The organism is Mesorhizobium kowhaii (assembly GCF_003253745.1).
Lineage (GTDB): Bacteria > Pseudomonadota > Alphaproteobacteria > Rhizobiales > Rhizobiaceae > Mesorhizobium > Mesorhizobium kowhaii.
On the sequence record NZ_MZXV01000080.1, the window covers coordinates 330001 to 352919 of the forward strand.

The following is a 22919-nucleotide window of genomic DNA, read 5'->3' on the forward strand; positions in this document are numbered from 1 at the left end:
GCAGGACGGTAGCACGGACTATTTCGACGAGGACGGCAGCAGCGCCGAGCAGTTCCTACTGCGCAACCCACTGCCAAACGGGAGATTTACCTCCGGGTTTGGTGCGCGCAGGCATCCTATCCTCGGCTATGTCCGCATGCACACAGGTACGGACTGGGCCGCCCCGATCGGATCGCCGATCATCGCCGCCGGCAATGGCGTCGTCGAGAAGGCGGGCTGGGCCGGCGGCTATGGCAAACAGATCATCATTCGTCATGCCAATGGCTACGAGACGTCCTACAATCACCAGAGCGCCTTTGCCAAAGGCATCGAAGCCGGCGTGCGCGTTCGCCAGGGCCAGGTCATTGGTTATCTCGGCCAGACCGGCCTCTCCACCGGTCCGCACCTCCACTACGAGCTGATCGTCAACGGCACCAAAGTCGATTCGATGCGCGTCCGGCTGCCGGTCGGCAAAGTGCTGAAGGGCGATGACCTCGTCGCCTTCAAGCGTGAACGCGAGCGCATCGACGACCTGTTGAAGCAGGAAGACAGTGATTCGCTGAAGGTCGCGAGCGCCAAGATCGACGGCTGATTCGCTGACTTGTCAGCCTAGCCTATTTCTCAGCCTTGCCGATTTTCCGCACGCCGCGGCCATGGCAGCCGCTGACCGGAAATGGTCGTCCACGCGATCACTGCCGAAAGCAGGCAAAGCAGCGCCGTCACCGCGGAGACGGCGGAAAACGCCGCGTCGCTGGCGGCGAGCCTCGCCGCATCGACGGCCGGCGCAAGCCCAACCGTCGCCGGTTCGCCAAATCCTGGCACGCCGGGCGTTGCATTCCCATCGAGTGCATTCGCGTAGACCCAGGCGGCAAGCGAGCCCATCGCCGCCACCGCGATCAGGCCGCCGATGCGCGAGACGGCATTGTTTATGCCGGAGGCAGCACCGGTATCCTTGTCTTCCACTGCCGTCATGATCGCCGTCGACAGTGGCGAAACGACCAGCGCCATGCCGAGCCCCATCAGCGCCATCAGCGGAAATGTTCCCGTCCAGAAATTGTGGATGCCGGCATAGGTGAGCAAGGCAAGTCCGGCAAAGGCGAAAGCCACGACAAGGCCGCCGCAGGCGATCGGAAAACGCGGCCCGATCCGGTCGGACAGCTGGCCGACCGGCCCCGACAAAAGTGCGATCGATGCCGACAAGGGCAGGAAGATGAAGCCGACCTCGGCCGTGCTCAGTCCCCAGCCGGCGATCAGCAGCATCGGCAGATAGAAAAGATTGGCCGACAGCGCGAAATAGAGGAAGAACGTCGCGACATTGGCGCCGGCGAAAGCGCCGACGCGAAACAGCGACAGATCGATCATCGGCTCGCGCTGCCGGAGCTCGAAGACGATGAAGACGCCCAGCAACACGGCGCCGGCGGCAATGCTTGGCCCCGACAAATGACCCTCGCCGCTGGCGCTCATCGAGGTCAGCCCGTAGGCAAGCGCGCCGAAGGCCAATGTCGCGAGCGCGGCACCGCCGAGATCCAGGCTGCGTTTTTCCGTCGGCGCATCGGCTGGAATCTTCGCCAGCAGAAGATAGATCGAGATAAGGCCAAGCGGCAGGTTGATGGCGAAGATCGCCCGCCAGATGCCGTCGCCGAAAGCCGACAGCACGAAGCCGCCGAGCACCGGGCCAAGTGCCGTGGTCAGCGCCGAAGCCGCCGCCCAGATGCCGATCGCCCGGCCGCGTTCCTTTTTCGGATAGGCCTTGGCGATGATGGCGAGACTGCCCGGCACCATGATCGCGGCACCAATGCCCTGCAGCGCGCGAAATGCGATCAGCACCACCGCATTCGGCGCCAGCGCGCAGGCAAGCGAGGCGACAATGAACAGCGCAATGCCCGCCACGAAGGCGTGGCGCAGCCCGAACCGATCGCCGGCGGCACCCCCGGCAAGGATCAGTGCCGAGAGCGTCAACGCATAGGCATTGGAAATCCACTGCGCCTCGGCAAGGCTGGCGCCAAGGTTGACGCGGATCGCCGGCATGGCGATGGCCAGGATCGAACCGTCGATGAAGCCGAGCGCCGAGGCCAGGATCGCCGCGATCAGCACAAATCGCCGCTGCGATTGCGGACAGAACGTGCCGTTCGTGACCGGACTGGTCAGCGGAACGGCGGCGGCTTCGCTGGATGAATGCATGGAACTCTGCTTAGACCGCATGCGTGTCGGCAACAACCGGCCAGTGGCTTGCTGTCCTTGAAACCAGCCACATTGCCAGGGTTGCGCCTGTCCGGGTGCAAACAGCCGCAGTCATGCTAAAGCGCGTCGCGTCGAAACGGATTCATGCGACGCGCTTTAAGTCTTTGTTTGTATGCATGTCGTTGTCTCAAAACCGGGGCCACTTTTGAGCGACATGCATTAGGTTTCTGGAAAGTTGCAGACGGGGAGAAATCGATGAAGCGGCCACTTGAAGCATCGGCGGAGGGACGCGGCCGTATCGTCGGTATCACCGACGGGGTGTTCGCCATCGCACTCACCCTGATCGTCCTCGAAATCAGGGTGCCGGCGCACGAGGCGATCCATTCGGAGCGCGACCTGCTCGCGGCGATCGCTGCACTGGCGCCACGCTTCCTGACCTATGCCTTGAGCTTCCTGACGCTGACCATCTTCTGGTTCGGCCAGCAGGCGCAGCATGGGCTAATCGCCAAATCCGACCGGCGGCTTGCCACGCTGAACCTCTGCTTTCTCGCTTTCATCGCTCTGCTGCCGTTCTCGACCGATCTTTTGGCCGACTTCCTCGAATTCAGAACCGCGGTGCTGGTCTACTGGCTCAACCTACTGATGCTCGGCGTCACATTGTTCGCCAGCTGGCGCTATGCGGAGAAAAACGGCTTCCTTGCAGAGGGGGTCGATGCGGAAACCAAACGCACGGTCTATCTGCGCATCGTCAAGGCGCAGATCCTGTGGGCGATCGGCGCGGCATTGTGTCTGATCACGCCGTTGCTCAGCGTCGGATTTATCCTGGTGGTGCAGCTGATCTATGCGGCAACGCCAGGCGCGAAGTGGGTGCGCAGGATCATCGGCTGAGGCGTAACGGAAGCTGCACGCTCCTCACTCGACGAACTCAACGGTGACGCCCGGCGACACCAGCTTCGCCAGTTCCCGCGCATCCCAGTTGGTCAGGCGCACACAGCCATGGCTTTCGGTCTTGCCGATCTTCGACGGTTCCGGTGTGCCGTGGATGCCGTAGGTCGGCTTGTCGAGCGCGATCCAAACCGAGCCGACCGGACCGTTCGGGCCCGGCGGAATGGTCAGGACCTTGTCGTTTTGGCCCTGCTTGAAGTTGATGCTGGGGTTGTAGGTGTAGTTCGGATCGAGCGCGACGCGCGATACAGCATGTATGCCGGACGGTGACGGCGTATCTGACGAGCCGATGGTTGCGGGATAGGCCGCGACTAGCTTGCCGCCCGCATCATAGGCGAAGACCTCTTTCCTGCCCTTGTCGGCGACGATACGGGCAACCGGCGTCGAGACGAGTCTGCCGAAATTGGCGACCCTGATGATCGTGCCGGGACGATTGAAGTTGGCGTCCGGGTTGAGCGCCTTGAGGTAGTTCTCGTCCATGTGGAAGCGCTCGGCGAGTGCCTCGGTCACCGACGTGTAGCCCATGCGATCGAGCTGCGCCTTCTGGCTGTAGTCTTCCGGGATCGAGGCGACATAGGGACCGGCCGCATCCTCCGGTGTGATGGTGTAATTGGCGAACGCATCGCCGCCGGATTGCGCAAGTGCTGCCTGGATGCCGACCGCATCGGTCGATCGCAGATTGCTGCCGGTGATCTGGTTGTAGGCGGCGAGTGCCTTGTCGACATTCGAACCGAAACGCCCATCGATGACACCAGGCGAAGCGCCACCCCTGTCGAGCAGCACCTGAAGTGCCGCGACATCCTGGCGTGCTCCCAGCGAAAGCGCCGGCTCGACGGTCGTCTTGCCGCCGGCCTTCGGCGGCAGTCCCGCCTGATCGGCGGGTGCAGCCTCGTCGGAGGGAGACGCCGGCTGGGCAGGATCTATCGAGGCCTCGTTCAGCGGCTGGCGCTCGATGGTGAGCGGCTGCGGCGCATCGGGATAATTGTTGTCGTAGCCGCCATCGTCCTGCGGTGGCGGCGGATAGGCTTCCACGGAATTGTCGCTACCAGGATCGTATTCGTCCGCCGGCGGCGGAATGACCCGGCCTTCCTCTTCCAATTGCTTGCGGCGGAATCGCGCCATATCTTCCGGATCGTCGAGATAGTAGCGGTCATTGTCATTAGGGGCGCGGCCCAGCTCGCGCAGCCGTGTCTCGCGGCGTAGCGCGCGCCGGTCGAGCCGCGTCTGCGGCGGCTGGATGGCGATGACCTTGCCGGTATCGGCATCGACGATGACGCGGTTGCCCCTGGCGTCGTAATAGATGTCGAGATTGCCGTCCTGGGCGACAAGGATGCCGCCGTCATCGGCAGCGCGGGCAATCCGTGGTGCACTGTCCTGCGTCGGCGCGCCGAGCGCGCCAGAAGACAGAAGCCCGCCGGCGAGTACCGAAAGGGTGAAGATCGTGCGCAGCATGGTGGCCAAACTCTCCGGTCCGTAATTGCCGCCGCCCGGCAGTGTCCCTGTACGGCGAACCCCTTCGCCAGCAAACCAGTTAACCACCATATGGTTCCAACATGAACCGGGCGTGAAGATGGCGGTTTCCCGGCGCCTCGATGAATATTAGCTAGCTTGCGGCAAGTCCCAATTCCCTTCGCGCCTGCTTCGTCAGCTTCAGGGCAACAAGGCGATGGCTATCGCGCAGATAGTCCTTCAGCGCACCATCATCCATGCTCTGGCTTGTCTGACGCTGGATCCATTTCATGCCACGCGAAGCAAGATAGGGTGCCGGCCGCAGGCCCGGCTGCTCCTTGAGCACATCATAGGCGATGTCGGAACATTTGAAGGTGACGAAGAGCTGCTGGCCTTGGTCCCAACCGCCGATCGCAAAGACCTTGGCCCCGACCTTCCAGACATGGGCGCCGCCCCACTGGACGACATGGGTCGTCGAAGGCAGCGAGGCGCAGAAACTGTTGTAGTCGTCCAGCGTCATCCGCGCCCCGCTTTTTATATGAAAACGCCGCGCGTCCACCCTGGACGCGCGGCGTTGGATCAGGCTGCCGCCTCGGCCGCGACAATCGTCGGCTTCGAGCGGAAGTTCAGCCGGTCGGAACCGGCTGTCACCTTGACGGTCGAGCCGTCGAGGATGTCGCCGAGCAGGATCTTCTCCGCCAGCGGGTCCTGCAGTTCCTTCTGCATCACCCGCTTCAGCGGCCGCGCGCCATAGGCCGGATCGTAACCCTTGGCCGCCAGCCAGTCGATCGCCTCCTGGTCCAGCGACAGCGTGATCTTGCGATCGGTCAGCAGGCTTTGCAGCCGCTTGAGCTGGATCTCGACGATGCGGCCCATATCCTGCCGGCGCAGCCGGTGGAACAGGATCACCTCGTCGATGCGGTTGAGGAACTCCGGCCGGAACGATGCCTTGACGACATTCATCACTTCGTCGCGGACCTGGTCGACATCCTCACCCTCGCCGAGATTGACGAGATATTCCGCACCAAGGTTCGACGTCATGATGATCAGCGTGTTGCGAAAGTCGACGGTGCGGCCCTGGCCGTCGGTCAGGCGGCCGTCATCGAGCACCTGCAGCAGCACGTTGAACACGTCCGGATGCGCCTTCTCGATCTCGTCGAACAACACGACCTGATAGGGGCGGCGCCGCACCGCTTCGGTCAGCGCACCGCCCTCCTCATAGCCTACATAACCGGGAGGTGCGCCGATCAGCCGGGCGACCGAGTGCTTCTCCATGAATTCCGACATGTCGATGCGCACCATGGCGCTTTCATCGTCGAACAGGAAACTGGCAAGCGCCTTGGTCAGTTCGGTCTTGCCGACGCCCGTCGGCCCGAGGAACATGAACGAGCCGATCGGCCGGTTCGGATCCTGCAGGCCGGCACGTGCCCGGCGCACGGCCTTCGAGACAGCTTGCACCGCCTCGCCCTGGCCAACGACACGCTTGCCGATCTCGTCTTCCATGCGCAACAGCTTGTCGCGCTCGCCCTGCAGCATCTTGTCGACCGGAATGCCGGTCCAGCGCGAGACGATATGAGCGACGTGGTCGGGGGTGACCACCTCTTCGACCATCCCGACCTTGCCGTCCTGGGCTTCGGCTTCCTTCAGCTTCTTTTCCAGTTCCGGGATCTTGCCATAGGCAAGCTCGCCGGCGCGCTGGAATTCACCCTTGCGCTGGGCAATGGCAAGCTCGTTGCGCGCTTCGTCGAGCTGCTTCTTCAGATCGGCGGCAAGCCCGAGCTTCTGCTTCTCGGCCTGCCACTTGGCGGTGATCTCGGTCGATTCCTCCTCGAGGCCGACGAGTTCCTTTTCCAGGCGGGCGAGCCGATCCTTCGACGCATCGTCTGTCTCGACCTTCAGCGCCTCGCGCTCGATCTTGAGCTGCATGATGCGGCGATCGATCTCGTCGAGTGTTTCGGGCTTGGAATCGACTTGCATGCGCAGCCGCGAAGCGGCTTCGTCGACGAGGTCGATCGCCTTGTCCGGCAGGAAGCGGTCGGCGATATAGCGGTTGGACAGCGTCGCCGCAGCCACCAGCGCCGAATCCGAAATGCGCACCTTGTGGTGCTGCTCGTATTTCTCCTTCAGGCCGCGCAGGATCGAGACGGTGTCTTCCACCGTCGGCTCATCGACAAACACCGGCTGGAAGCGGCGGGCAAGGGCTGCATCCTTCTCGACATGCTTGCGATATTCATCGAGCGTGGTGGCGCCAACGCAGTGCAATTCACCGCGCGCCAATGCCGGCTTCAAAAGGTTCGATGCATCCATGGCGCCATCCGCCTTGCCGGCGCCGACCAGCGTGTGCATCTCGTCGATGAACAGGATGATGTTGCCGTTGGCCGATGTGACTTCGGAGAGCACGGCCTTCAGCCGCTCCTCGAACTCGCCGCGGTATTTGGCGCCGGCAATCAGCGCGCCCATGTCGAGCGCCATCAATTGCTTGTCCTTCAACGATTCCGGCACGTCGCCATTGACGATGCGCAGCGCCAGGCCTTCGGCGATCGCCGTCTTGCCGACGCCCGGCTCGCCAATCAGCACCGGATTGTTCTTGGTGCGGCGCGACAGCACCTGGATGGTGCGGCGGATCTCGTCGTCACGGCCGATGACCGGATCGAGCTTGCCGGCACGGGCATCCGCAGTCAGGTCGCGCGCATATTTCTTCAGCGCGTCGTAGCCCTGTTCGGCACTCGCCGAATCGGCGGTGCGGCCCTTGCGGACATCGTTGATGACCTGGTTGAGCGCCTGCGCGGTGACGCCGGCCTTGGCCAGGATGTCGGCGGTCTTGGCCGATTTCTCCATGGCGAGCGCCTGCAAGAGCCGCTCGACGGTGACAAAGCTGTCGCCGGCCTTCTTGGCCAGCTCTTCAGCCGTCGAAAACACCTTGGCCAGCGGCTGCGCCAGATAGAGCTGGCCATTGCCGCCTTCGACCTTGGGCATCGCTTCGAGCGCCGTTTCGACGCCAAGCTTGACGTCGCGGACGTTGCCGCCGGCGCGTTCGATCAGCGACGCGGCCAAGCCCTCGTCGTCGTCGACGAGCACTTTCAGGATGTGTTCGGGCGTGAACTGCTGGTGGTTGCGGGAGAGCGCCATGGTCTGCGCGGACTGGATGAAGCCGCGCACGCGCTCTGAGTATTTCTCAAGGTTCATATCTGTCTCCTTCCATCACCGGCCCGCTTTGCGGCACCGGATCCGATTGCGGTGACGGACCCGCCCATTTGAGCCGGGTCCAGTTCAGCCGAGATATGGTGCATAGGCCATGCTGTCTCAAGACGCCTTGATGTCGGTCAACGCACAATATTCCATAGCGGCACAAAACGAAAACGGCGGAGATTTCTCTCCGCCGTCCAATGTCCTGAAATGTCGTTCGATCAGTTGTCGATGTCGACAATGACCGGTTCAGCATTGCCGCCGTCGGCCGGGGCCGCGGCCGCCTCGCCGGCATCGGCATTGTCGCTGCCGCTGTCGACCTGATCGGCACTGACGCGCGGACGGCGCGGACGCCTCGGGCGACGGGCAGCACCGCTTTCGGCGGCCGCCTCATTGAGCTCGGCCTGAGCGGCAAGACCTGCCGGCGACAAGTTCTCGAACAGCGGAGCCGGCTCGGCTGCCACTACGGATTCGGTGGATTCGGCCGGGGAAGCGGTTTCGGCCTGGGTCGGGCCCTCGTTGCGCTGCGGCTGGCCGCCTTGCTCGGCGGACGAACCATAGTCGCGCTGGCCGTTCTGGCCGTAACCGCCATTGGGGCGACGATCGCGATGGCGCCCACCGTTGTTGTCGCGGCCGCCATTGTTGCGCCCGCTATTGCTATCACGAGTGTCGCGGCCGCTTTCTCGATTCAGCGCGACCTCGGCCGGCATGCCTTCGATGACCGGCTGCGGGCCGGCGCCATGGTTGATCACCGGCGCCTGGGCATCGGAAATCGTGTTGCTGTTGTTGCCGGCATTGTCGAACTCGTCGCGATCATCGTCGCCGTCATCGTCGAAATCATCGCGATTCTGTTGCGTGTTCTGGATCGGCATCTGCGCCTGTGCGGCCGCGATGATGCGATTGTAGTGTTCGGCGTGCTGGAGATAGTTCTCCGCCATGACCCGGTCGCCGGAGCTTTGCGCATCACGGGCCAAGGTGGCGTATTTTTCGGCGATCTGCTGAGCCGAACCGCGGATCTTCACGTCCGGGCCGTTGCTCTCGTAGTTGCGCGTCAGGGGATTTGGTCCCTTGCGGTTGTTGTTGTTGTTATTGTTGTTATTGCCACCGCCGCCGCCATTGTTGTTGCGACCGCGCATGCGCCTGTTCTGCTGTTGTGGCCTCATCAAACTCTCTTCATTTTGAAATTTTCGAAAAACTCTTCACGAACGGAGGCGCTCATGCAGCCAGCCGTTTCGTCTCTTCACCGGCGTTCGCCCGCATCAATTGCGTTGGCGCCACGTGCCATCCTGTTCCGGTTACATCACTTGCCGGACGATTCCCGCACGAAGCTTGGGCATCGTTTGCGCAAGAAGGCAGCTATTTCCAAGGAAAACCGAATCGCTAAGAGCACTGCCTGCTTCGTCTCATCCGGTTAAGGCGACCCTAGCCGCATTCCCCGGCATTGCCAAGCGCTTTTTTTTGCACTGCGTCAAGGCTTTGTCATTTCAAAGACAAGAACCCTGTCGTTTCCACCAAGGTCCCGAAAAGCACCGCCCGGCCCGTAGCCGGCTGCGGCGAATATTTCTGCGACCTCTTTGTGCTGCGTGTGGCCGATCTCGACCGCAATCCTGCCTTCAGCTTCCAAAAACCTTGCCGCCTCCGCGGCGATGGTCCTGTAGGGGTTCAGACCGTCCGCGCCACCATCCAATGCCAGGCGCGGGTCGAAATTGCGGACTTCGTCCTGCAGATTTCCAATGTCTTCGGAACGTATATAGGGAGGGTTTGCGGCAATTACATGGTACCGGCCGGAAACTTTTTCGAACCAGTCTGACTGGAGCGCCGTGAACCGATCTGCAAGGCCCAGTTGCCGGGCATTGCGGGTCGCCGTCGCCAGCGCGCCCGCGGACATATCGACGCCGATGGCGATCGCGGCTGGCACGGCGCTGAGCAGCGCCAGCGCAATGGCGCCGGTGCCGGTGCCAAGATCGAGGATGCGGCATTCACCTTCCCGAACTGCCACTGCCCTGACGAAAGGCAGCATAGCCTCGACCAGCGTTTCGGTATCCGGCCGCGGCTCCAGCGTTTCCGGCGACAGCGACAGGCGCAAACCATAAAATTCACGATAGCCGAGGATGCGATGCACCGGCTCGCCGCCGGCGCGCCGTCTCAAGGCATCACCAATTGCCGCGATGGCGCTTCCTTCGATCTTGCGCTTAGGATCGGCAATCGCCTGCGTGCGCGTCGTGCCGGAAAAATGTTCGACGATCAGCCTCGCATCGAGCGCCGGATCATCGACGGCGGCAGCGGCAAGCCGAGCCTGCGCCTGCCGCAGCAGCGGCCCCAGCGCCTCGGACAGTTGATCAGCCATCGATGCCGATGTCGGCGAGCAGCTTCGACTGGTGATCGGCGATCAGCGCGTCGATCACTTCGTCGAGTTCGCCCATCATCACCCGGTCGAGCTTGTAGAGCGTCAGGTTGATGCGGTGGTCGGTGACGCGGCCTTGCGGGAAATTGTAGGTACGGATGCGCTCGGAGCGGTCGCCGGAGCCGACCTGCGACTTGCGTGATTCGGAGCGTTCCTCATCGGCCTTGCTGCGCTCCAGGTCATAGAGGCGGGCGCGCAGGATCTGCATGGCCTTCGCCCTGTTCTGATGCTGCGACTTTTCCGCCTGCACCACCATGATGCCGGTCGGCAGATGGGTGATGCGGACAGCCGAATCGGTGGTGTTGACGTGCTGGCCGCCCGAGCCCGAGGCGCGCATGGTGTCGATGCGGATGTCTTCGGCCCTGATGTCGATGTCGACCTCTTCGGCTTCCGGCAGCACGGCGACGGTTGCGGCCGAAGTGTGGATGCGCCCGCTCGCCTCGGTCGCCGGCACGCGCTGCACGCGGTGCACGCCGGATTCGAATTTCAGATGCGCAAAGACGCCCTTGCCTGAGATGGTGGCGATGATTTCCTTGTAGCCGCCGGCATCGCCATCGCTGGCCGACACCGTCTCGAAACGCCAGCCGCGTTCGGCAGCGTAGCGCTCATACATGCGAAACAGGTCGCCGGCGAAAAGGGCGGCCTCGTCGCCGCCGGTGCCGGCGCGGATTTCGAGAATGGCGTTCTTGTCGTCGGCGGCATCCTTGGGCAGCAGCAGGATCTGGATGTCCTTCTGCAGCGCCTCGATGCGTTCCTCCACCTCCGGCAGGTCGGCCTCCGCCAAGGCCCGCATCTCGGCATCGGTACCCTTGTCGGCAAGCATCGCTCCGAGGTCGGCCTGCTCATGCTCGGCCGAGCGCAGCGCCCTGACCTTGGCCACCATGTCCTGAATCTCGGCGTATTCGGACGCCATCCGTACATAGGCATCCGGTGCCGGGCCGGCCGACATCTGCGCCTCGAGCATCTCGAAACGCTTGACGACTTGATCCATACGATCGCGTGGCAGGTTGACCATAATGAGGATGCTACAATGGAATCGAACGGTCGTCGGCAAAGGCCTGCAGCAGCGCCCGCATCGGCAGCCCCTGCGCCGGTGCCATCAGATTGTCCTCGAAAAACGCCTCCAACTCATCCAGCGGCAGTTCCGTCAGCATCGCCTTGACGGGGCCGATCGAGGCCGGCGACATCGAGATCGAGCGGAAACCAAGACCGATCAGCGCCATCGCCGAGATCGGCTTGCCGGCGAGTTCGCCACACAGGGTCACAGGCGTGTGGTTGCGGACGCCGGCATCGGCGATCTGCTTCAGGACGCGCAGGAACGGCGCCGACAGCGTATCGAAGCGGTTGGCCAATTGCGTGTTGCCGCGGTCGACGGCCATGACGAACTGGAACAGATCGTTCGAACCGACCGAGACGAAGTCGACCGCTTTCATCAACTCGTCGAGCTGGAACAGAAGCGACGGCACTTCAAGCATCGCGCCCAGCTTGAGGCTCGTCGGCAGGTGATGGGCAAAGCGCGACAGATGCCTGACCTCGCGGTCAATGATCTCGCGCGCCTGCGCGATCTCGCCAAGCTCGGTCACCATCGGCAGCATCAGCTTCAATTCACGCCCGCCACTGGCCTTGAGCAAGGCGCGGATCTGGGTGCGCAGTAGCCCCGGCCGGTCAAGCGTCAGGCGGATCGCCCGCCAGCCGAGCGCCGGGTTCTCCTCCTGGATCGCACCCTTGAAATAGGGCAGCACCTTGTCGCCGCCGATATCGATGGTGCGGAAGGTGACCGGCTTGCCGCGCGCCGCCTCGAGCACGTCGCGGTAAAGCTTTTCCTGGGCCTCGGCACGGGGAAATGTCGAGGCGACCATGAACTGCAGTTCGGTGCGGAACAGGCCGATGCCGGCCGCGCCCGACTCGACAAGCTGCGGCAGGTCGACGGCAAGACCGGCGTTCATCAACAAATCGACCTGGACACCATCCCTGGTCATCGACGGCTTTTTGCGTAGCTCGCGATAGACCTCTTGCCGGCGCGCCCGGAAACGCACCTTTTCGGCATAGGCGGCTTCGAGGTCGGGCTGCGGCCGCAAATGGATCACGCCCTCTTCGCCGTCGACGATGATGGCGTCGCCGTTTTCCGCCATGGAAACGGCGCCCTTCATCTGGCCGGCGACAGGAATGCCCATGGCGCGCGCGACGATGACGACGTGGCTGGTGGCAGCACCATCCTCGAGCACCAGCCCGCGCATCTTGTCGCGGGGATAGTCAAGCAGTTCGGCGGCGCCCATCGAGCGGGCGACGATGATGGCGTCCTTCGGCAGCGACGCGGCGACATCCTCTGGCCCGCGCCCCATCAGCTGGCGCAGCAGCCGGTTGGCGAGGTCGTCGAAATCGCTCATCCGCTCGCGCAGATAGGGATCGGTCATGTGCAGCATGCGGGCGCGCATGTCGCTCTGCACCTTTTCCACCGCCGCTTCCGCCGTCAGGCCGTTGCGGATCGCCTCTTCCAGCCGGCGCACCCAGCCGCGATCGTTGGCGAACATGCGATAGGCTTCCAGAACCTGGCGATGCTCGCCCTCGAAGGCGACGTCGCGGCGTTCCAGCATGTCGTCGATGGAGAGCCTGAGCGAGCCGAGCGAGGTCTCGAGCCGGCGGACCTCTTCCTCGCTGTCCTCGTTGAACAAATTGGTGACGACGATGCGCGGCTCGTGCAGCACGACATGGCCAAGCCCGACGCCGTCGTTGAAGGACAGGCCGGTGAAACTGACCGGACGGCGCAGGTCGAGTTCGAGGCCGGGCCGCGTCAGCCGCGCCAGATCGCCGGTGGCGATCATCTCGGCGATGACCATCGCCGTGGTTTCCAGCGCCTCGACCTCGTCGTCGCGGTAGTGGCGCATGGTCTTGTTCTGGACGACCAGCACGCCCAGCGTGCGCCCTGCCCGCAGCACCGGCACGCCAAGGAAGGAGTTGTAGATCTCTTCCCCGGTCTCCGGCAGATAGGCGAAGGCCGGGTGTTCCTGGGCGTTGGAAAGGTTGAGCGGCCGCGCGCTGGCGGCGATCGTGCCGACCAGGCCTTGCCCCAGCCGCAGTTGCGCCAGGTGGACGGCGTTCGGGTTCAAACCTTCGGTGGCGTAGAGTTCGAGCACCGAATCGGCGCGCAGCACGTAGAGCGAGCAGACTTCGGCGACCATGTTGGAGGCGATGTCGCGCACGATCCGGTCAAGCCGCTCCTGCGGCTCCAGCGGCTCCTGCATGAGCTCGCGGAGCCGTTTCAGCAAAACGCGCGGGCCACTGGCCTGATCACGCATCGCGGCTTCTTCTCCAATGGGCATTTTGCCCGCCGCAGTTTCCACTGCGACCGGCGCACACGCAACAACTCAAATCGTTCTCGCTACTGCTTATCCAGACCGTAGACGGAATGCAAAGTGCGAACCGCAAGTTCGGTGTACGGACCGTCGATCAGGATCGAAATCTTGATCTCGGAGGTCGTGATGGCGCGGATGTTGATCGAACGGTCGGCCAGCGCCTTGAAAGCGGTGGCGGCGACGCCGGCATGGCTCCTCATGCCGATGCCGATGACCGAAACCTTCGACATGCCGGCTTCCGATTGCACGACATCGTAGCCAATCGAGGCTTTCAGGCGCTCGAGCACTGCCAGCGCCTTGTCGACATCGCCCGACGGCACGGTGAAGGTCATGTCGGTGAACTTGCCGTCCTCGGAAATGTTCTGGACGATCATGTCGACATTGATGTTGGCCTCGGCCAGCGGCCCGAAGATGCCGGCGGCGACGCCCGGCCGGTCGCCGACACGGCGCAGCGAAATCTGCGCTTCGTCCTTGGCATAGGCAATTCCGGTGACGACCTGCTGTTCCACGATCTCTTCCTCGTCGCAAATGAGCGTTCCGGGCGGATTGAGCAAATCCCCCATTCCGGGCGCATCGGGATCGTCGAAGGACGACCGCACGAAGGTACGCACCCTGTGCACCATGGCAAGCTCGACCGAACGCACCTGCAGAACCTTGGCGCCGAGCGAAGCCATTTCAAGCATTTCCTCGAACGAAATCTTGGCCAGCCGCCGCGCCTTGGGCTCGATGCGCGGATCGGTGGTGTAGACCCCGTCGACGTCGGTGTAGATGTCGCAACGATCGGCCTTGACCGCTGCTGCGATGGCCACCGCACTGGTGTCGGAGCCGCCGCGGCCAAGCGTGGCGATGCGATTGTCCGGACCGATGCCCTGGAAGCCGGCGATCACCGCCACCTGGCCTTCGCCAAAACGCTTGATCAGGAAGGCGCCGTCAATGTCGAGGATGCGCGCCGCGCCGTGCGCGTTGTCAGTCTTGATCGGGATCTGCCAGCCCTGCCAGGAACGCGCATGCACGCCCATGTTCTGCAGCGTGATTGCCAGAAGGCCGGCGGTGACCTGTTCGCCGGAAGCGACGACCGCGTCATATTCGCGTGCGTCGTGCATCGGCGAGGCCTCGCGCGTCCAGCCAACCAGTTCATTGGTCTTGCCGGCCATCGCCGAGACGACCACCGCCACCTCATGGCCGGCGTCGACCTCGCGTTTGACGTGACGCGCCACATTGCGGATGCGGGCGATGTCGGCGACGGAGGTTCCGCCGAATTTCATCACGATGCGCGCCATGGAAGCGAAATGCCTTTGACTGAAGCCGGACCCCAGCCCTGAAAGCGGAATCCCGAAAAACGGAAGGATACGTCCGGCTGACGCCGGCCGCTGAATGCGCGGCCTCCTTAGCCAAATGATGAAGCTTTCGCAAGGCTGGCGGCGGATTGCCGACTTCAAGAAGACGGCATATTGCGTTCCGCCCCGCCGCCGCTTACGAAAAGCTGCCCGCGGGGAATTCCATTTGGTTCGGCATAACAGATGATTGCTCGTCTTCGACGCGCCACGCGATGGCAATCGCTCCCGCTTTTCATGGGCTTCGCAATGTTGGCGCTGATCGTCGGCACGCGCGCCATGCTGGTCGAGGGCCAGAGGGCCAATCGTGCCGCCGCGCGTGAGACAATCGAGTATCAGGAACTGCTTTCCGGGCTGCTTTCATTGCCGCAGGATGCCGAGAGCGGCCAGCGCGGCTATCTGCTGACCGGCGAGAAATCCTACCTCGAACCTTATCGGAAGGCCGTCGAGGCAATCCCCGGGCAACTCGCCCGCATCGACACCATGACAGCCTCTGACGACCAGCTCGCTCCGCAAGTCAGTCACATCAAGGACGCGCTTTCGCAAAAGCAGGCTGAGCTGGCCGAAACGATCGTCCTCTACGACAGAGGTGACGCGGTCAAAGCGCTGGAGCTGGTCCGCAGCGGCCAGGGCAAGGCCGCCATGGACGAGGTCCGGGCCAGTATGGATACGATCCGGCGCATCGGCGCCGCCGCCGTTGCCAAGCGCGACGAGCATACAGACCAGGTGGAGGCCTGGCTGCGCATCGGCTCGCTGGCGGCACTGCTGGCGATCTTTCTGCTTGGTACCTACACCATCCGCGAATCCCGGCGCCGCTTCCGTGAGGTGGCCGTCGCCCAGGATGAGCTGACGCGCAAGAACATCGCGCTCGGCAATGAGATCCAGACGCGCGAAAATGCTGAATCCCAGATCCGCCAGATGCAGAAGATGGAGGCGGTCGGTCAGCTGACAGGCGGCATCGCCCACGACTTCAACAACATGCTGGCGGTGATCATCAGCGCCATGAACCTTGCCCAGCGCAAGCTGGAGCGCGGCGAGCACGACATCGCAAAATTCATCGAAGCGGCGATCGACGCGGCAAACCGGGCGGCAAATCTGACGGCCAGGCTGCTCGCTTTCTCGCGCCAGCAGCCGCTGGCGCCCCAGATCGTCGACACCAATCGCCTGCTGACCGGAATGTCCGACCTGCTTCGGCGGGCGCTCGGCGAATCCATCCGCATCGAAACAGTGCTGGCGGGAGGCTTGTGGAAAACCCATGCCGACCCGAGCCAGATCGAGAACGCCATTCTCAACCTTGCTGTCAATGCGCGCGACGCCATGGGCGACGACGGCAAGCTGACCATCGAGACCGCCAACAGCCATCTCGACGACAGCTACGCCGGCACCCATGCCGAGGTCACGGCCGGCCAGTATGTGATGATCGCCGTCAGCGACACCGGCTCGGGCATGGTCCCCGACACTATAGCCAAGGCCTTCGAGCCCTTTTTCACCACCAAGCCGGTCAACAAGGGCACGGGACTAGGGCTGAGCCAGGTGTACGGCTTCGTCAAACAGTCGGGCGGCCACGTCAAGATCTATTCCGAGCCCGGCGAAGGCACGACCATCAAGATCTATTTGCCGCGATTCTTCGGACCGGAGGAGGTTGCCATGCCCACGGGGCGAGGCGACAACCCCGCGGCTCCGGTCACCGAAACCATCCTCGTCGTCGAGGACGATGCTCGCGTGCGCGCTTCAACCACGGACGCCATACGCGAACTCGGCTACACCGTCATCCATGTCGGCAGCGGCCAGGAAGCCTTGCAGGCGCTGGCGGAAAACCCCGGCATCGCCCTTCTGTTCACCGATATCGTCATGCCGGTGATGAACGGCCGCAAGCTGGCGGAAGAGGCGGTCGCCCGCATGCCGCAGCTCAAGGTGATCTTCACCACCGGCTTCACCAGGAACGCCGTCGTCCACAACGGCGTGCTCGATCACGACGTGCACTTCCTGGCCAAGCCTTTCACCATCGAGCAGCTGGCGGCGAAACTGCGCGACGTGCTGGACATGAAGTAGCCCGGCCGGGAATGATCTTGTCGTGAAGCTTTCGCAGGGCTGCCTATGATTGGAGTTCCCGATCTGGCCGGGCTGCGACAGCGGGACGCCGGACCTCACCTGGTTGAGGACGAGATCGCCGGCTTCATGGCCGAACGTGTCATTGAACTGCTTGAAATGATCGACATCGAGCATGATCATTGCCAGAGGCTGTTCGGAACGCTCCATGCGCCTCAGTTCGCGACTGCTTGTTTCCTCCAGATAGCCGCGGTTGCCAGACCAATTGTGTTTCACCCGCAGCGCTCGGCAACTGACATGCCCTGACAGAGCGATCGTTCTGTCGGCAGAGGAAAATGCTGCCTTGACATTCGCTGCCTCACGCCCGACTTCCTAGCGCATGACCCCGAAATCGATTTCGATTTCGGAAAGGATCATGCGCAGAATCAAAGTGCTACAGCGTCCTTTGCGCATCCAAGGACGCGCGGCGCTGTAGTGTCGAGGAGACCAACCGATGCCAGAGCCCCGACGATCGACGATCGATGCCGGAGAAGTGGAACGCTTTTCCGCTCTTGCCGCCGAATGGTGGAATCCGAACGGCAAGTTTCGCCCGCTGCACAAGTTCAATCCGGTTCGGCTCTCCTATATCCGCGACCAGATAGCGACGCGCTTCGGCCGTGACCCGCGCGCCGCACGGCCTTTCGAGGGTCTGCGCATCCTCGACATCGGCTGCGGCGGCGGGCTTTTGTGCGAGCCGATGGCGCGGCTTGGCGCCGAAGTGGTGGGAGCGGATGCCTCCGAAACGAACATCGAAGTGGCCAAGCTGCACGCGGCCGAGGGCAATGTGAGCGTCGACTATCGCGCCACGACCGCCGAGGATCTGGCCGACGCCGGTGAGAAATTCGACGTCATTCTCAACATGGAAGTGGTCGAGCATGTCGCCGACATCGACCTGTTCGTCGCCAAATGCGGCGAGATGGTTCGGCCCGGCGGCATCATGTTCGTGGCCACCATCAACCGCACGCTGAAGGCTCTCGGCCTGGCCATCATCGGCGCTGAATATGTGCTGCGCTGGCTGCCGCGCGGCACCCACCAGTTCGGCAAGCTGGTGCGCCCAGAAGAACTCGAAAAGGCGCTCGGCGGCGCCGGCCTGAGCATCATCGACCGCACCGGCGTCACCTACAATCCGCTTGCCGACCGCTGGGCACGCTCCAAGGACATGGACGTCAACTACATGGTGCTGGCGGAAAAGGGCTCGGTCTGACCCACCGCACTTTTTTTCTGAAATTTGCTCCCGGTGTGTTGAGATTCAGGTCAGGCCGAGCCGGAGTCGAAGACGGGCGCGAAGCGACCAAACTAGATGGGTTCCGAGAACCGGAGCGGAGCGTACTTTTGGGTACGTGAGCACCGGAAGCGCAGGAACTCACCGTTTGCGGGCCGGCATCACCTGAATATCAACACATCCTAGGCGTCGAGCGGCCTGTAGCCGCCCCGCCAGTAGATCAGCGCCTGGCCGGCATCGCGAGTGTGCACGGCCGCGACCGAGCCGATGACGATGGAATGCGTGCCGCGATCGATCATCTCGTCGAGGCTGCAGTCGAAGGCCACCACCGCATCCGACAGCAATGACGCTCCGGTCTTCAGCGTCATCCATTCGGCGCCCTCGTAGCGGTCCTTGCCCTTGATGCCGCCAAAGCCGGAGAACCGCTCGGCCACGCGCTGATGCTGGGGCCCGAGCGAATTGACACCGAAATGCCGGTAGTGTTCGATTAGCGGCCAGGTCGACGATGACCGGTTGACGCAAGCGATCACCTTGGGTGGCTCGGCCGACAACGATACGACCGAAATGACCACCAGGCCGGAGCGATCCTCGCCGACGCCGGCAGTGATGACGCTGACATTGCCGACGATCAACCGCATCGCGGCTCGAAAATCGGCGACATCGACGGGAGTTCCCCCCGGAACCTTTGCTTCAGTCATGGGCCGGCTCCCGGAGCGTGATCTCGAAAAATGGAAACGGTTTTCGGAAAAGATCATGCTCGAACAGGAAGATAAAGATAATCCAGATACAAATTCAGGTGAAATCCGTTCTAAGCGGCCGACTGCACGGCCGCCGGTACGGTGCTGACGCCTTTGCTTTGTGCCTTGGTGGTGATGAACACGCCGGCGGTGATGATGACCGCGCCAGCCCAAGTCAGCAGCTGATAGTGTTCGCCAAGGAAGACCGTGCCGGCAAATAGCCCGACCGCCGCCGCCACATAGCCAATCTGGCTGAGATAGACGGGGCCGCCGACCGCCTGCAGTCGGAAGAAGAAGGCGAACATCGCCGACGCCGACGCAGCCTGCGCGACGACGATCAGGGGCACGCCGCCGAGTGGAACGAAAGCCCTATCGCCGAACAGAGCGAGAATGCCGACTAACAGCATCGCCGCCGACGCCAGGTGGCTGCCGACGGCAAGCTCGATCGGGCCGGTGCCTTCCGGCCAGTCCACCGTGCGGTAGATATTGCCGGCGGCAAGGCTGACCGGGATGAGCAGCCCCATCACCACCCAGAACAAATCGGCGGGCTGGCCGGCCTCGCCGCGTGTAATCGCGACCATGACGGCGCCGACGAAGCCGACGGCGATGCCGACAACGCCCAGCATATTTGGACGGCGCACACGCAGCAGGATCGAGAACACCAGCGTGATGACAGGCGACAGCGTGAACATGATGCCGGTGTAACCGGCGCCAAGATGCGGGATGGCCGAGAACATCAGGAGATTGGGGACGGCATAGGACACCGCCGCGGTAACGAAGAAATAGCGCAATTTGTGCGGAGTAAGCCGGACACGCTGGCCGCGCAGCAGCAAGGCGCACAGCAGCACGCCGCCGGCGCCAAGCGAGATGACGAAGGCCCAGACCATGGCCGGAACGCCGACCGCCGTGGCGATCTTGCCGAACGGCAGCGTTAGGCCGAGCAGGCCGCCGGTGACGACCAGCAGGCCGAGCGCCGAATCCCAGAGAAATTTCATCATCGAGCCCTGTCGTGCGCGGCCCCTTGGCCAGCATTGCATCTTGGGGTAAGATAATGGAAAGATTCTTAACGTCAAGATACATGATGGTGAGACAGTTGGATAGGGCAGCAAGAGCGATCGAGCAATGGAAACGGGAGCGGCCGGATCTGGATGTCTCGCCGATGGCCGTGCTTGGGCGGTTGAACGAGGCCGCCTCGCTGATCGCCCGCGAGCGCCTCGCTCCGCTCTTTGCCCGCTTCGGGCTGCAGTCCGGGGAATTCGACGTGCTGGCGACGCTGCGCCGCTCGGGATCACCCTACGCGCTGACGCCGACCGCTCTCTACGAAGCGACAATGGTGACATCGGGCGCCATGACAAACCGGCTCGACCGGCTCGAAACGTCCGGATTGATCCTGCGCGGGCCGCACCCCAACGATCGGCGAGGCATTGTCGTGCGGCTGACCGAAAAGGGTCTCGCGCTGATCGACGAAGCCGTTAGCGCCCACGTTGCCAACGAGCACGAGATCCTCGCGGGCCTGACGCCGGCGGAACGGGAAACGCTGTCTCGACTGCTTGAGAAATTGATCGGTAGCGTGAGGTAACCAGTCAGTTGCGGTCGTCCGGAAACACCGGGATCGGCATGAACTCGACGCCGTCCTCCGCCAGGCTCTTGGCCTCGTCCAGCGTCGCCTCGCCATAGATGCCGCGCGCATCGCTTTCGCCGAAATGGATCTTGCGGGCTTCCTCGGCAAACTTGTCGCCGACATAGTCGGCATTCTCGCGCACTTTCTCGGCCATCGCCTTGAGCTGCGCCAGGGCCTGCTTCTGCGCCTCGCCCATGGCGAGCGCTATCGTTTCCTGCTTGCGAGCCGTGGAGACGGCGGGCGCCATCAGGGCTTTCTGCACCTTGTGCGAGCCACAGGTCGGGCAATCGACAAAGCCGCGCTTCTTCTGGATGTCGAAATCGTCGTTGCTACGAAACCAGCCCTCGAATTCGTGCTCATGCTCGCAAATCAGGGCAAAGCGGATCAAGAGGCAGCACCCCTGAGACGCGGCGCCTCGGACGAACCTGCATTGACCGCGAAATCCCGCGCATTTTTGAGATTGGGAATCTTCTTGCGCGCCGCCGCCGACTGCGCCGGATCGATCTCGGCAACGATCACCGCCGGCTCGTCATGCGCGGCTTCCGCGATGATGCGGCCCCAGGGGTCGACGATCAGCGAATGGCCATAGGTCTCGCGGCCGTCCTCATGCAGGCCGCCTTGCGCCGCGGCAACGACATAGGCGCCGTTCTCGATGGCGCGTGCCCTCAGCAGCACGTGCCAGTGCGCCTCGCCCGTCTGACGGGTGAAGGCGGCGGGCACGGAAAGCAGGTCGGCACCGGCCAGCGCCTCGGCGCGGAACAATTGCGGAAACCGCAAATCGTAGCAAACGGCGAAACCCAGTTTCGCGCCCGCGATCTCGGTGACGACAGCCTCGGTACCCGGTTCGTAGGCGGCGGATTCGCGCCAGCTCTCGCCATTGTCGAGATCGACGTCGAACATGTGGATCTTGTCGTAGGTGGCAAGCGTGGCGCCGTCCGGGCCGAACAGCAGCGCCCGGTTGGCGAGCTTGCCGTCGGCGCGCAGGATGGCGGTCGAGCCGATATGCAGGAAGACACCGAGTTCGCTCGCCAGTCTGCGCGCGGTCGCGACGACGATGTCCTTGTCCTCGGAGGTGAAGGAGGCGGCGCGCGCTTCCTTGTCGCGGATCAGCGCCCCGGTCATTTCCGGCGTCTGGATGTAGGTCGCACCTTGGGCCGCGGCTTCACGCACCAGCCGTTCGAGATCGACCGCGTTGCGTTCGGGACTTTCGCCTGAACGCATCTGGATCGCAGCGGCCTTGAAAACACCCATCGTCATATCCCTCGAATCGTCGCGCCGTTGGCGAGCAGTTTGTCCAGCCGGCCTTCGGCCTCCAGCTCGTGCAGGTCGTCGCAGCCGCCGACATGCGTATCGCCGATGAAAATCTGCGGAAAGGTCGAGCGGCCTTGGGCGCGGGAAATCATCTCCTGGCGCAGTTCGGGCGAGAAGGAGGCGTCGTGCTCGGTAAAGGCGACGCCCTTGCGCTCGAGCAGCCGCTTGGCTGCCGTGCAATAGCCGCACATCATGCGGGTGTAGATGGTGACATCGACCATGACGAATTTCCGCTGTTCGTTGCCTACTTATATAGTCGCGGACTCGTCCGCCCGAAAGTCCCCCGGCAACACACGCGCAAAGGTCAGCACGTCGACGGCGCCGGCGCCACCTCTTTTCAGCGCCTTGGTTGCGGCACGAACGGTGGCGCCTGTGGTGTAGACGTCATCGATCAACAGCACCCTGCGGCCGGCAATCTCGATTTCCGCTTCGGCGGGCACCCGAAAGGCGGCCCGCACATTCTCCTCGCGTTCCTGCCTCTCCAGCCCAACCTGCTGGCGGGTGAGTTTTACGCGCCGCACCGCCGAGGGTGCGAAGGGCAATTGGCTGAGCACGGAGACCGCCCTGGCCAGTTCCGCCGACTGGTTGAAGCGACGCTTGAAAAAGCGCCGCCAGTGCAGCGGCACCGGCACCACCACATCCGCCTCGGCGATGAGATCGGCGCCGGCGCGCACCATCCAGCGCGCCATCCATGGCGCAAGATCCGTGCGATCCTGGTATTTCAGCCCTTGCACCATCTGGCGGGCGACGCCGGAATAAGCAACGGCGGCCCGCGCCCGCTCGAAGGGCGGCGGATCGGCGATCGCCTCGGCGGATAGAAAGCCCTCGCCCATATGGTGGGTGAACGGCGTGCCCATCACCGGGCACCATGGCCGTTCCAGGAGCCGCAGCTTCGGCCAGCAGGCGCCACACAGAACGCCGGGCTGCGAGACATGCCGGCGGCAACCGGCGCAGACCGGCGGAAACAAAATGCGCGCCGGCCAGCCGAAGGCCGATCGGGCCAGGCTCTTGATCTCGATGGGCTTGATCTTGGGCATCGGATCGGCCACGTGGTTGGTCCTGCGCGCCACTATATGAACTATGTCAGAGCGTGGACAATCAAGGATTTG

The 22919-nt window shown here is 63.4% G+C and carries 20 protein-coding genes and 1 pseudogene (1 of these 21 running past the window's edge); 5 read left to right on the forward strand and 16 right to left on the reverse strand.

What is annotated here, in order from left to right; genetic code table 11:
* Positions 1-571 carry the 3' end of a M23 family metallopeptidase gene (locus B5V02_RS37105; RefSeq protein ID WP_167458812.1) on the forward strand. The gene continues 1397 nt to the left of window position 1, outside the view, so 571 of the gene's 1968 nt are visible here — the last part of the coding sequence; its start codon lies off the left edge, out of view; it ends in the stop codon at positions 569-571.
* Between the two features lie 29 nt (positions 572-600).
* Here B5V02_RS37105 and B5V02_RS37110 read toward each other — a convergent pair whose 3' ends face one another.
* Entirely contained in the window at positions 601-2160 is a 1560-nt protein-coding gene (locus B5V02_RS37110; RefSeq protein WP_111548884.1) for an MFS transporter, read from the reverse strand.
* A gap of 255 nt (positions 2161-2415) precedes the next feature.
* On the opposite strand from B5V02_RS37110, the gene B5V02_RS37120 reads away from it, so the two are divergent.
* On the forward strand, positions 2416-3048 hold the full coding sequence (locus B5V02_RS37120; RefSeq protein ID WP_111548885.1) for a TMEM175 family protein: 633 nt from the start codon (positions 2416-2418) through the stop codon (positions 3046-3048).
* Positions 3049-3072: 24 nt separating this feature from the next.
* Here the strand turns inward: B5V02_RS37120 and B5V02_RS37125 are convergent, their stop codons facing one another.
* The 8 genes from B5V02_RS37125 to B5V02_RS37160 form a co-directional block, all read right to left on the reverse strand.
* On the reverse strand, positions 3073-4557 hold the full coding sequence (locus B5V02_RS37125) for a L,D-transpeptidase family protein (RefSeq protein ID WP_111548886.1): 1485 nt from the start codon (positions 4555-4557) through the stop codon (positions 3073-3075).
* Positions 4558-4708: 151 nt separating this feature from the next.
* Positions 4709-5074: an MmcQ/YjbR family DNA-binding protein gene (locus B5V02_RS37130; RefSeq protein WP_111548887.1), complete on the reverse strand. Its 366-nt coding sequence runs from the start codon at positions 5072-5074 to the stop codon at positions 4709-4711.
* Positions 5075-5133: 59 nt separating this feature from the next.
* On the reverse strand, positions 5134-7740 hold the full coding sequence (gene clpB, locus B5V02_RS37135) for an ATP-dependent chaperone ClpB (RefSeq protein ID WP_111548888.1): 2607 nt from the start codon (positions 7738-7740) through the stop codon (positions 5134-5136).
* A gap of 221 nt (positions 7741-7961) precedes the next feature.
* The gene (locus B5V02_RS37140) at positions 7962-8903 is read right to left on the reverse strand and encodes a DUF4167 domain-containing protein (RefSeq protein ID WP_111548889.1); all 942 of its coding nucleotides are present in this window, start codon (positions 8901-8903) and stop codon (positions 7962-7964) included.
* A gap of 305 nt (positions 8904-9208) precedes the next feature.
* Positions 9209-10087, reverse strand: coding sequence for a peptide chain release factor N(5)-glutamine methyltransferase (gene prmC / locus B5V02_RS37145; protein WP_111548890.1), 879 nt, complete (start codon positions 10085-10087; stop codon positions 9209-9211).
* Positions 10080-11159: a peptide chain release factor 1 gene (gene prfA / locus B5V02_RS37150; RefSeq protein ID WP_111548891.1), complete on the reverse strand. Its 1080-nt coding sequence runs from the start codon at positions 11157-11159 to the stop codon at positions 10080-10082. Before prfA ends, prmC begins: the two co-directional genes overlap by 8 nt.
* Positions 11160-11169: 10 nt before the next feature.
* Entirely contained in the window at positions 11170-13440 is a 2271-nt protein-coding gene (gene ptsP / locus B5V02_RS37155; RefSeq protein ID WP_111548967.1) for a phosphoenolpyruvate--protein phosphotransferase, read from the reverse strand.
* An 83-nt stretch (positions 13441-13523) separates the two neighbouring features.
* Complete coding sequence (locus B5V02_RS37160; RefSeq protein ID WP_111548892.1) at positions 13524-14777, reverse strand: aspartate kinase; 1254 nt, start codon at positions 14775-14777, stop codon at positions 13524-13526.
* 303 nt (positions 14778-15080) lie between these two features.
* On the opposite strand from B5V02_RS37160, the gene B5V02_RS37165 reads away from it, so the two are divergent.
* Positions 15081-16883 carry a CHASE3 domain-containing protein gene (locus tag B5V02_RS37165; protein WP_245446374.1) on the forward strand — a complete coding sequence of 601 codons (1803 nt, stop codon included), beginning with the start codon at positions 15081-15083 and terminating at the stop codon, positions 16881-16883.
* Between the two features lie 156 nt (positions 16884-17039).
* Here the strand turns inward: B5V02_RS37165 and B5V02_RS42075 are convergent.
* A pseudogene (locus tag B5V02_RS42075) lies at positions 17040-17090 on the reverse strand (hypothetical protein); the annotation flags it as partial.
* Between the two features lie 283 nt (positions 17091-17373).
* On the opposite strand from B5V02_RS42075, the gene ubiG reads away from it, so the two are divergent.
* Positions 17374-18123: a bifunctional 2-polyprenyl-6-hydroxyphenol methylase/3-demethylubiquinol 3-O-methyltransferase UbiG gene (gene ubiG, locus B5V02_RS37175; protein WP_111548894.1), complete on the forward strand. Its 750-nt coding sequence runs from the start codon at positions 17374-17376 to the stop codon at positions 18121-18123.
* Between the two features lie 200 nt (positions 18124-18323).
* Here the strand turns inward: ubiG and B5V02_RS37180 are convergent, their stop codons facing one another.
* Positions 18324-18839, reverse strand: a complete 516-nt coding sequence (locus B5V02_RS37180) for a flavin reductase family protein (RefSeq protein ID WP_111548895.1) — start codon at positions 18837-18839, stop codon at positions 18324-18326.
* A 110-nt stretch (positions 18840-18949) separates the two neighbouring features.
* Positions 18950-19873: a DMT family transporter gene (locus tag B5V02_RS37185; protein WP_111548968.1), complete on the reverse strand. Its 924-nt coding sequence runs from the start codon at positions 19871-19873 to the stop codon at positions 18950-18952.
* Between the two features lie 98 nt (positions 19874-19971).
* Between B5V02_RS37185 and B5V02_RS37190 the strand changes: the two genes are divergently transcribed.
* Positions 19972-20457: a MarR family winged helix-turn-helix transcriptional regulator gene (locus tag B5V02_RS37190; protein ID WP_111548969.1), complete on the forward strand. Its 486-nt coding sequence runs from the start codon at positions 19972-19974 to the stop codon at positions 20455-20457.
* Positions 20458-20461: 4 nt separating this feature from the next.
* Here the strand turns inward: B5V02_RS37190 and B5V02_RS37195 are convergent, their stop codons facing one another.
* Genes B5V02_RS37195 through B5V02_RS37210 form a run of 4 tightly spaced genes read right to left on the reverse strand, consistent with a single transcriptional unit; the run spans position 20462 to position 22859 of the window.
* Positions 20462-20887 carry a DUF1178 family protein gene (locus B5V02_RS37195; RefSeq protein ID WP_111548896.1) on the reverse strand — a complete coding sequence of 142 codons (426 nt, stop codon included), beginning with the start codon at positions 20885-20887 and terminating at the stop codon, positions 20462-20464.
* Positions 20884-21750, reverse strand: a complete 867-nt coding sequence (locus B5V02_RS37200; RefSeq protein ID WP_111548897.1) for a carbon-nitrogen hydrolase family protein — start codon at positions 21748-21750, stop codon at positions 20884-20886. Before B5V02_RS37200 ends, B5V02_RS37195 begins: the two co-directional genes overlap by 4 nt.
* 2 nt (positions 21751-21752) lie before the next feature.
* Complete coding sequence (gene grxC, locus B5V02_RS37205) at positions 21753-22031, reverse strand: glutaredoxin 3 (protein ID WP_111548898.1); 279 nt, start codon at positions 22029-22031, stop codon at positions 21753-21755.
* A gap of 27 nt (positions 22032-22058) precedes the next feature.
* The gene (locus B5V02_RS37210; protein WP_111548970.1) at positions 22059-22859 is read right to left on the reverse strand and encodes a ComF family protein; all 801 of its coding nucleotides are present in this window, start codon (positions 22857-22859) and stop codon (positions 22059-22061) included.
* Between the last annotated feature and the right edge of the window lie 60 nt (positions 22860-22919).

Coding starts and splice junctions, on each gene's coding strand:
- B5V02_RS37110 (WP_111548884.1), bottom strand. CDS start 2,160: ATGCATTCATCCAGCGAAGCCGCCGCCGTTCCGCTGACCAGTCCGGTC.
- B5V02_RS37120 (WP_111548885.1), top strand. CDS start 2,416: ATGAAGCGGCCACTTGAAGCATCGGCGGAGGGACGCGGCCGTATCGTC.
- B5V02_RS37125 (WP_111548886.1), bottom strand. CDS start 4,557: ATGCTGCGCACGATCTTCACCCTTTCGGTACTCGCCGGCGGGCTTCTG.
- B5V02_RS37130 (WP_111548887.1), bottom strand. CDS start 5,074: ATGACGCTGGACGACTACAACAGTTTCTGCGCCTCGCTGCCTTCGACG.
- clpB (WP_111548888.1), bottom strand. CDS start 7,740: ATGAACCTTGAGAAATACTCAGAGCGCGTGCGCGGCTTCATCCAGTCC.
- B5V02_RS37140 (WP_111548889.1), bottom strand. CDS start 8,903: ATGAGGCCACAACAGCAGAACAGGCGCATGCGCGGTCGCAACAACAAT.
- prmC (WP_111548890.1), bottom strand. CDS start 10,087: ATGGCTGATCAACTGTCCGAGGCGCTGGGGCCGCTGCTGCGGCAGGCG.
- prfA (WP_111548891.1), bottom strand. CDS start 11,159: ATGGTCAACCTGCCACGCGATCGTATGGATCAAGTCGTCAAGCGTTTC.
- ptsP (WP_111548967.1), bottom strand. CDS start 13,440: ATGCGTGATCAGGCCAGTGGCCCGCGCGTTTTGCTGAAACGGCTCCGC.
- B5V02_RS37160 (WP_111548892.1), bottom strand. CDS start 14,777: ATGGCGCGCATCGTGATGAAATTCGGCGGAACCTCCGTCGCCGACATC.
- B5V02_RS37165 (WP_245446374.1), top strand. CDS start 15,081: ATGTTGGCGCTGATCGTCGGCACGCGCGCCATGCTGGTCGAGGGCCAG.
- ubiG (WP_111548894.1), top strand. CDS start 17,374: ATGCCAGAGCCCCGACGATCGACGATCGATGCCGGAGAAGTGGAACGC.
- B5V02_RS37180 (WP_111548895.1), bottom strand. CDS start 18,839: ATGACTGAAGCAAAGGTTCCGGGGGGAACTCCCGTCGATGTCGCCGAT.
- B5V02_RS37185 (WP_111548968.1), bottom strand. CDS start 19,873: ATGAAATTTCTCTGGGATTCGGCGCTCGGCCTGCTGGTCGTCACCGGC.
- B5V02_RS37200 (WP_111548897.1), bottom strand. CDS start 21,750: ATGGGTGTTTTCAAGGCCGCTGCGATCCAGATGCGTTCAGGCGAAAGT.
- grxC (WP_111548898.1), bottom strand. CDS start 22,031: ATGGTCGATGTCACCATCTACACCCGCATGATGTGCGGCTATTGCACG.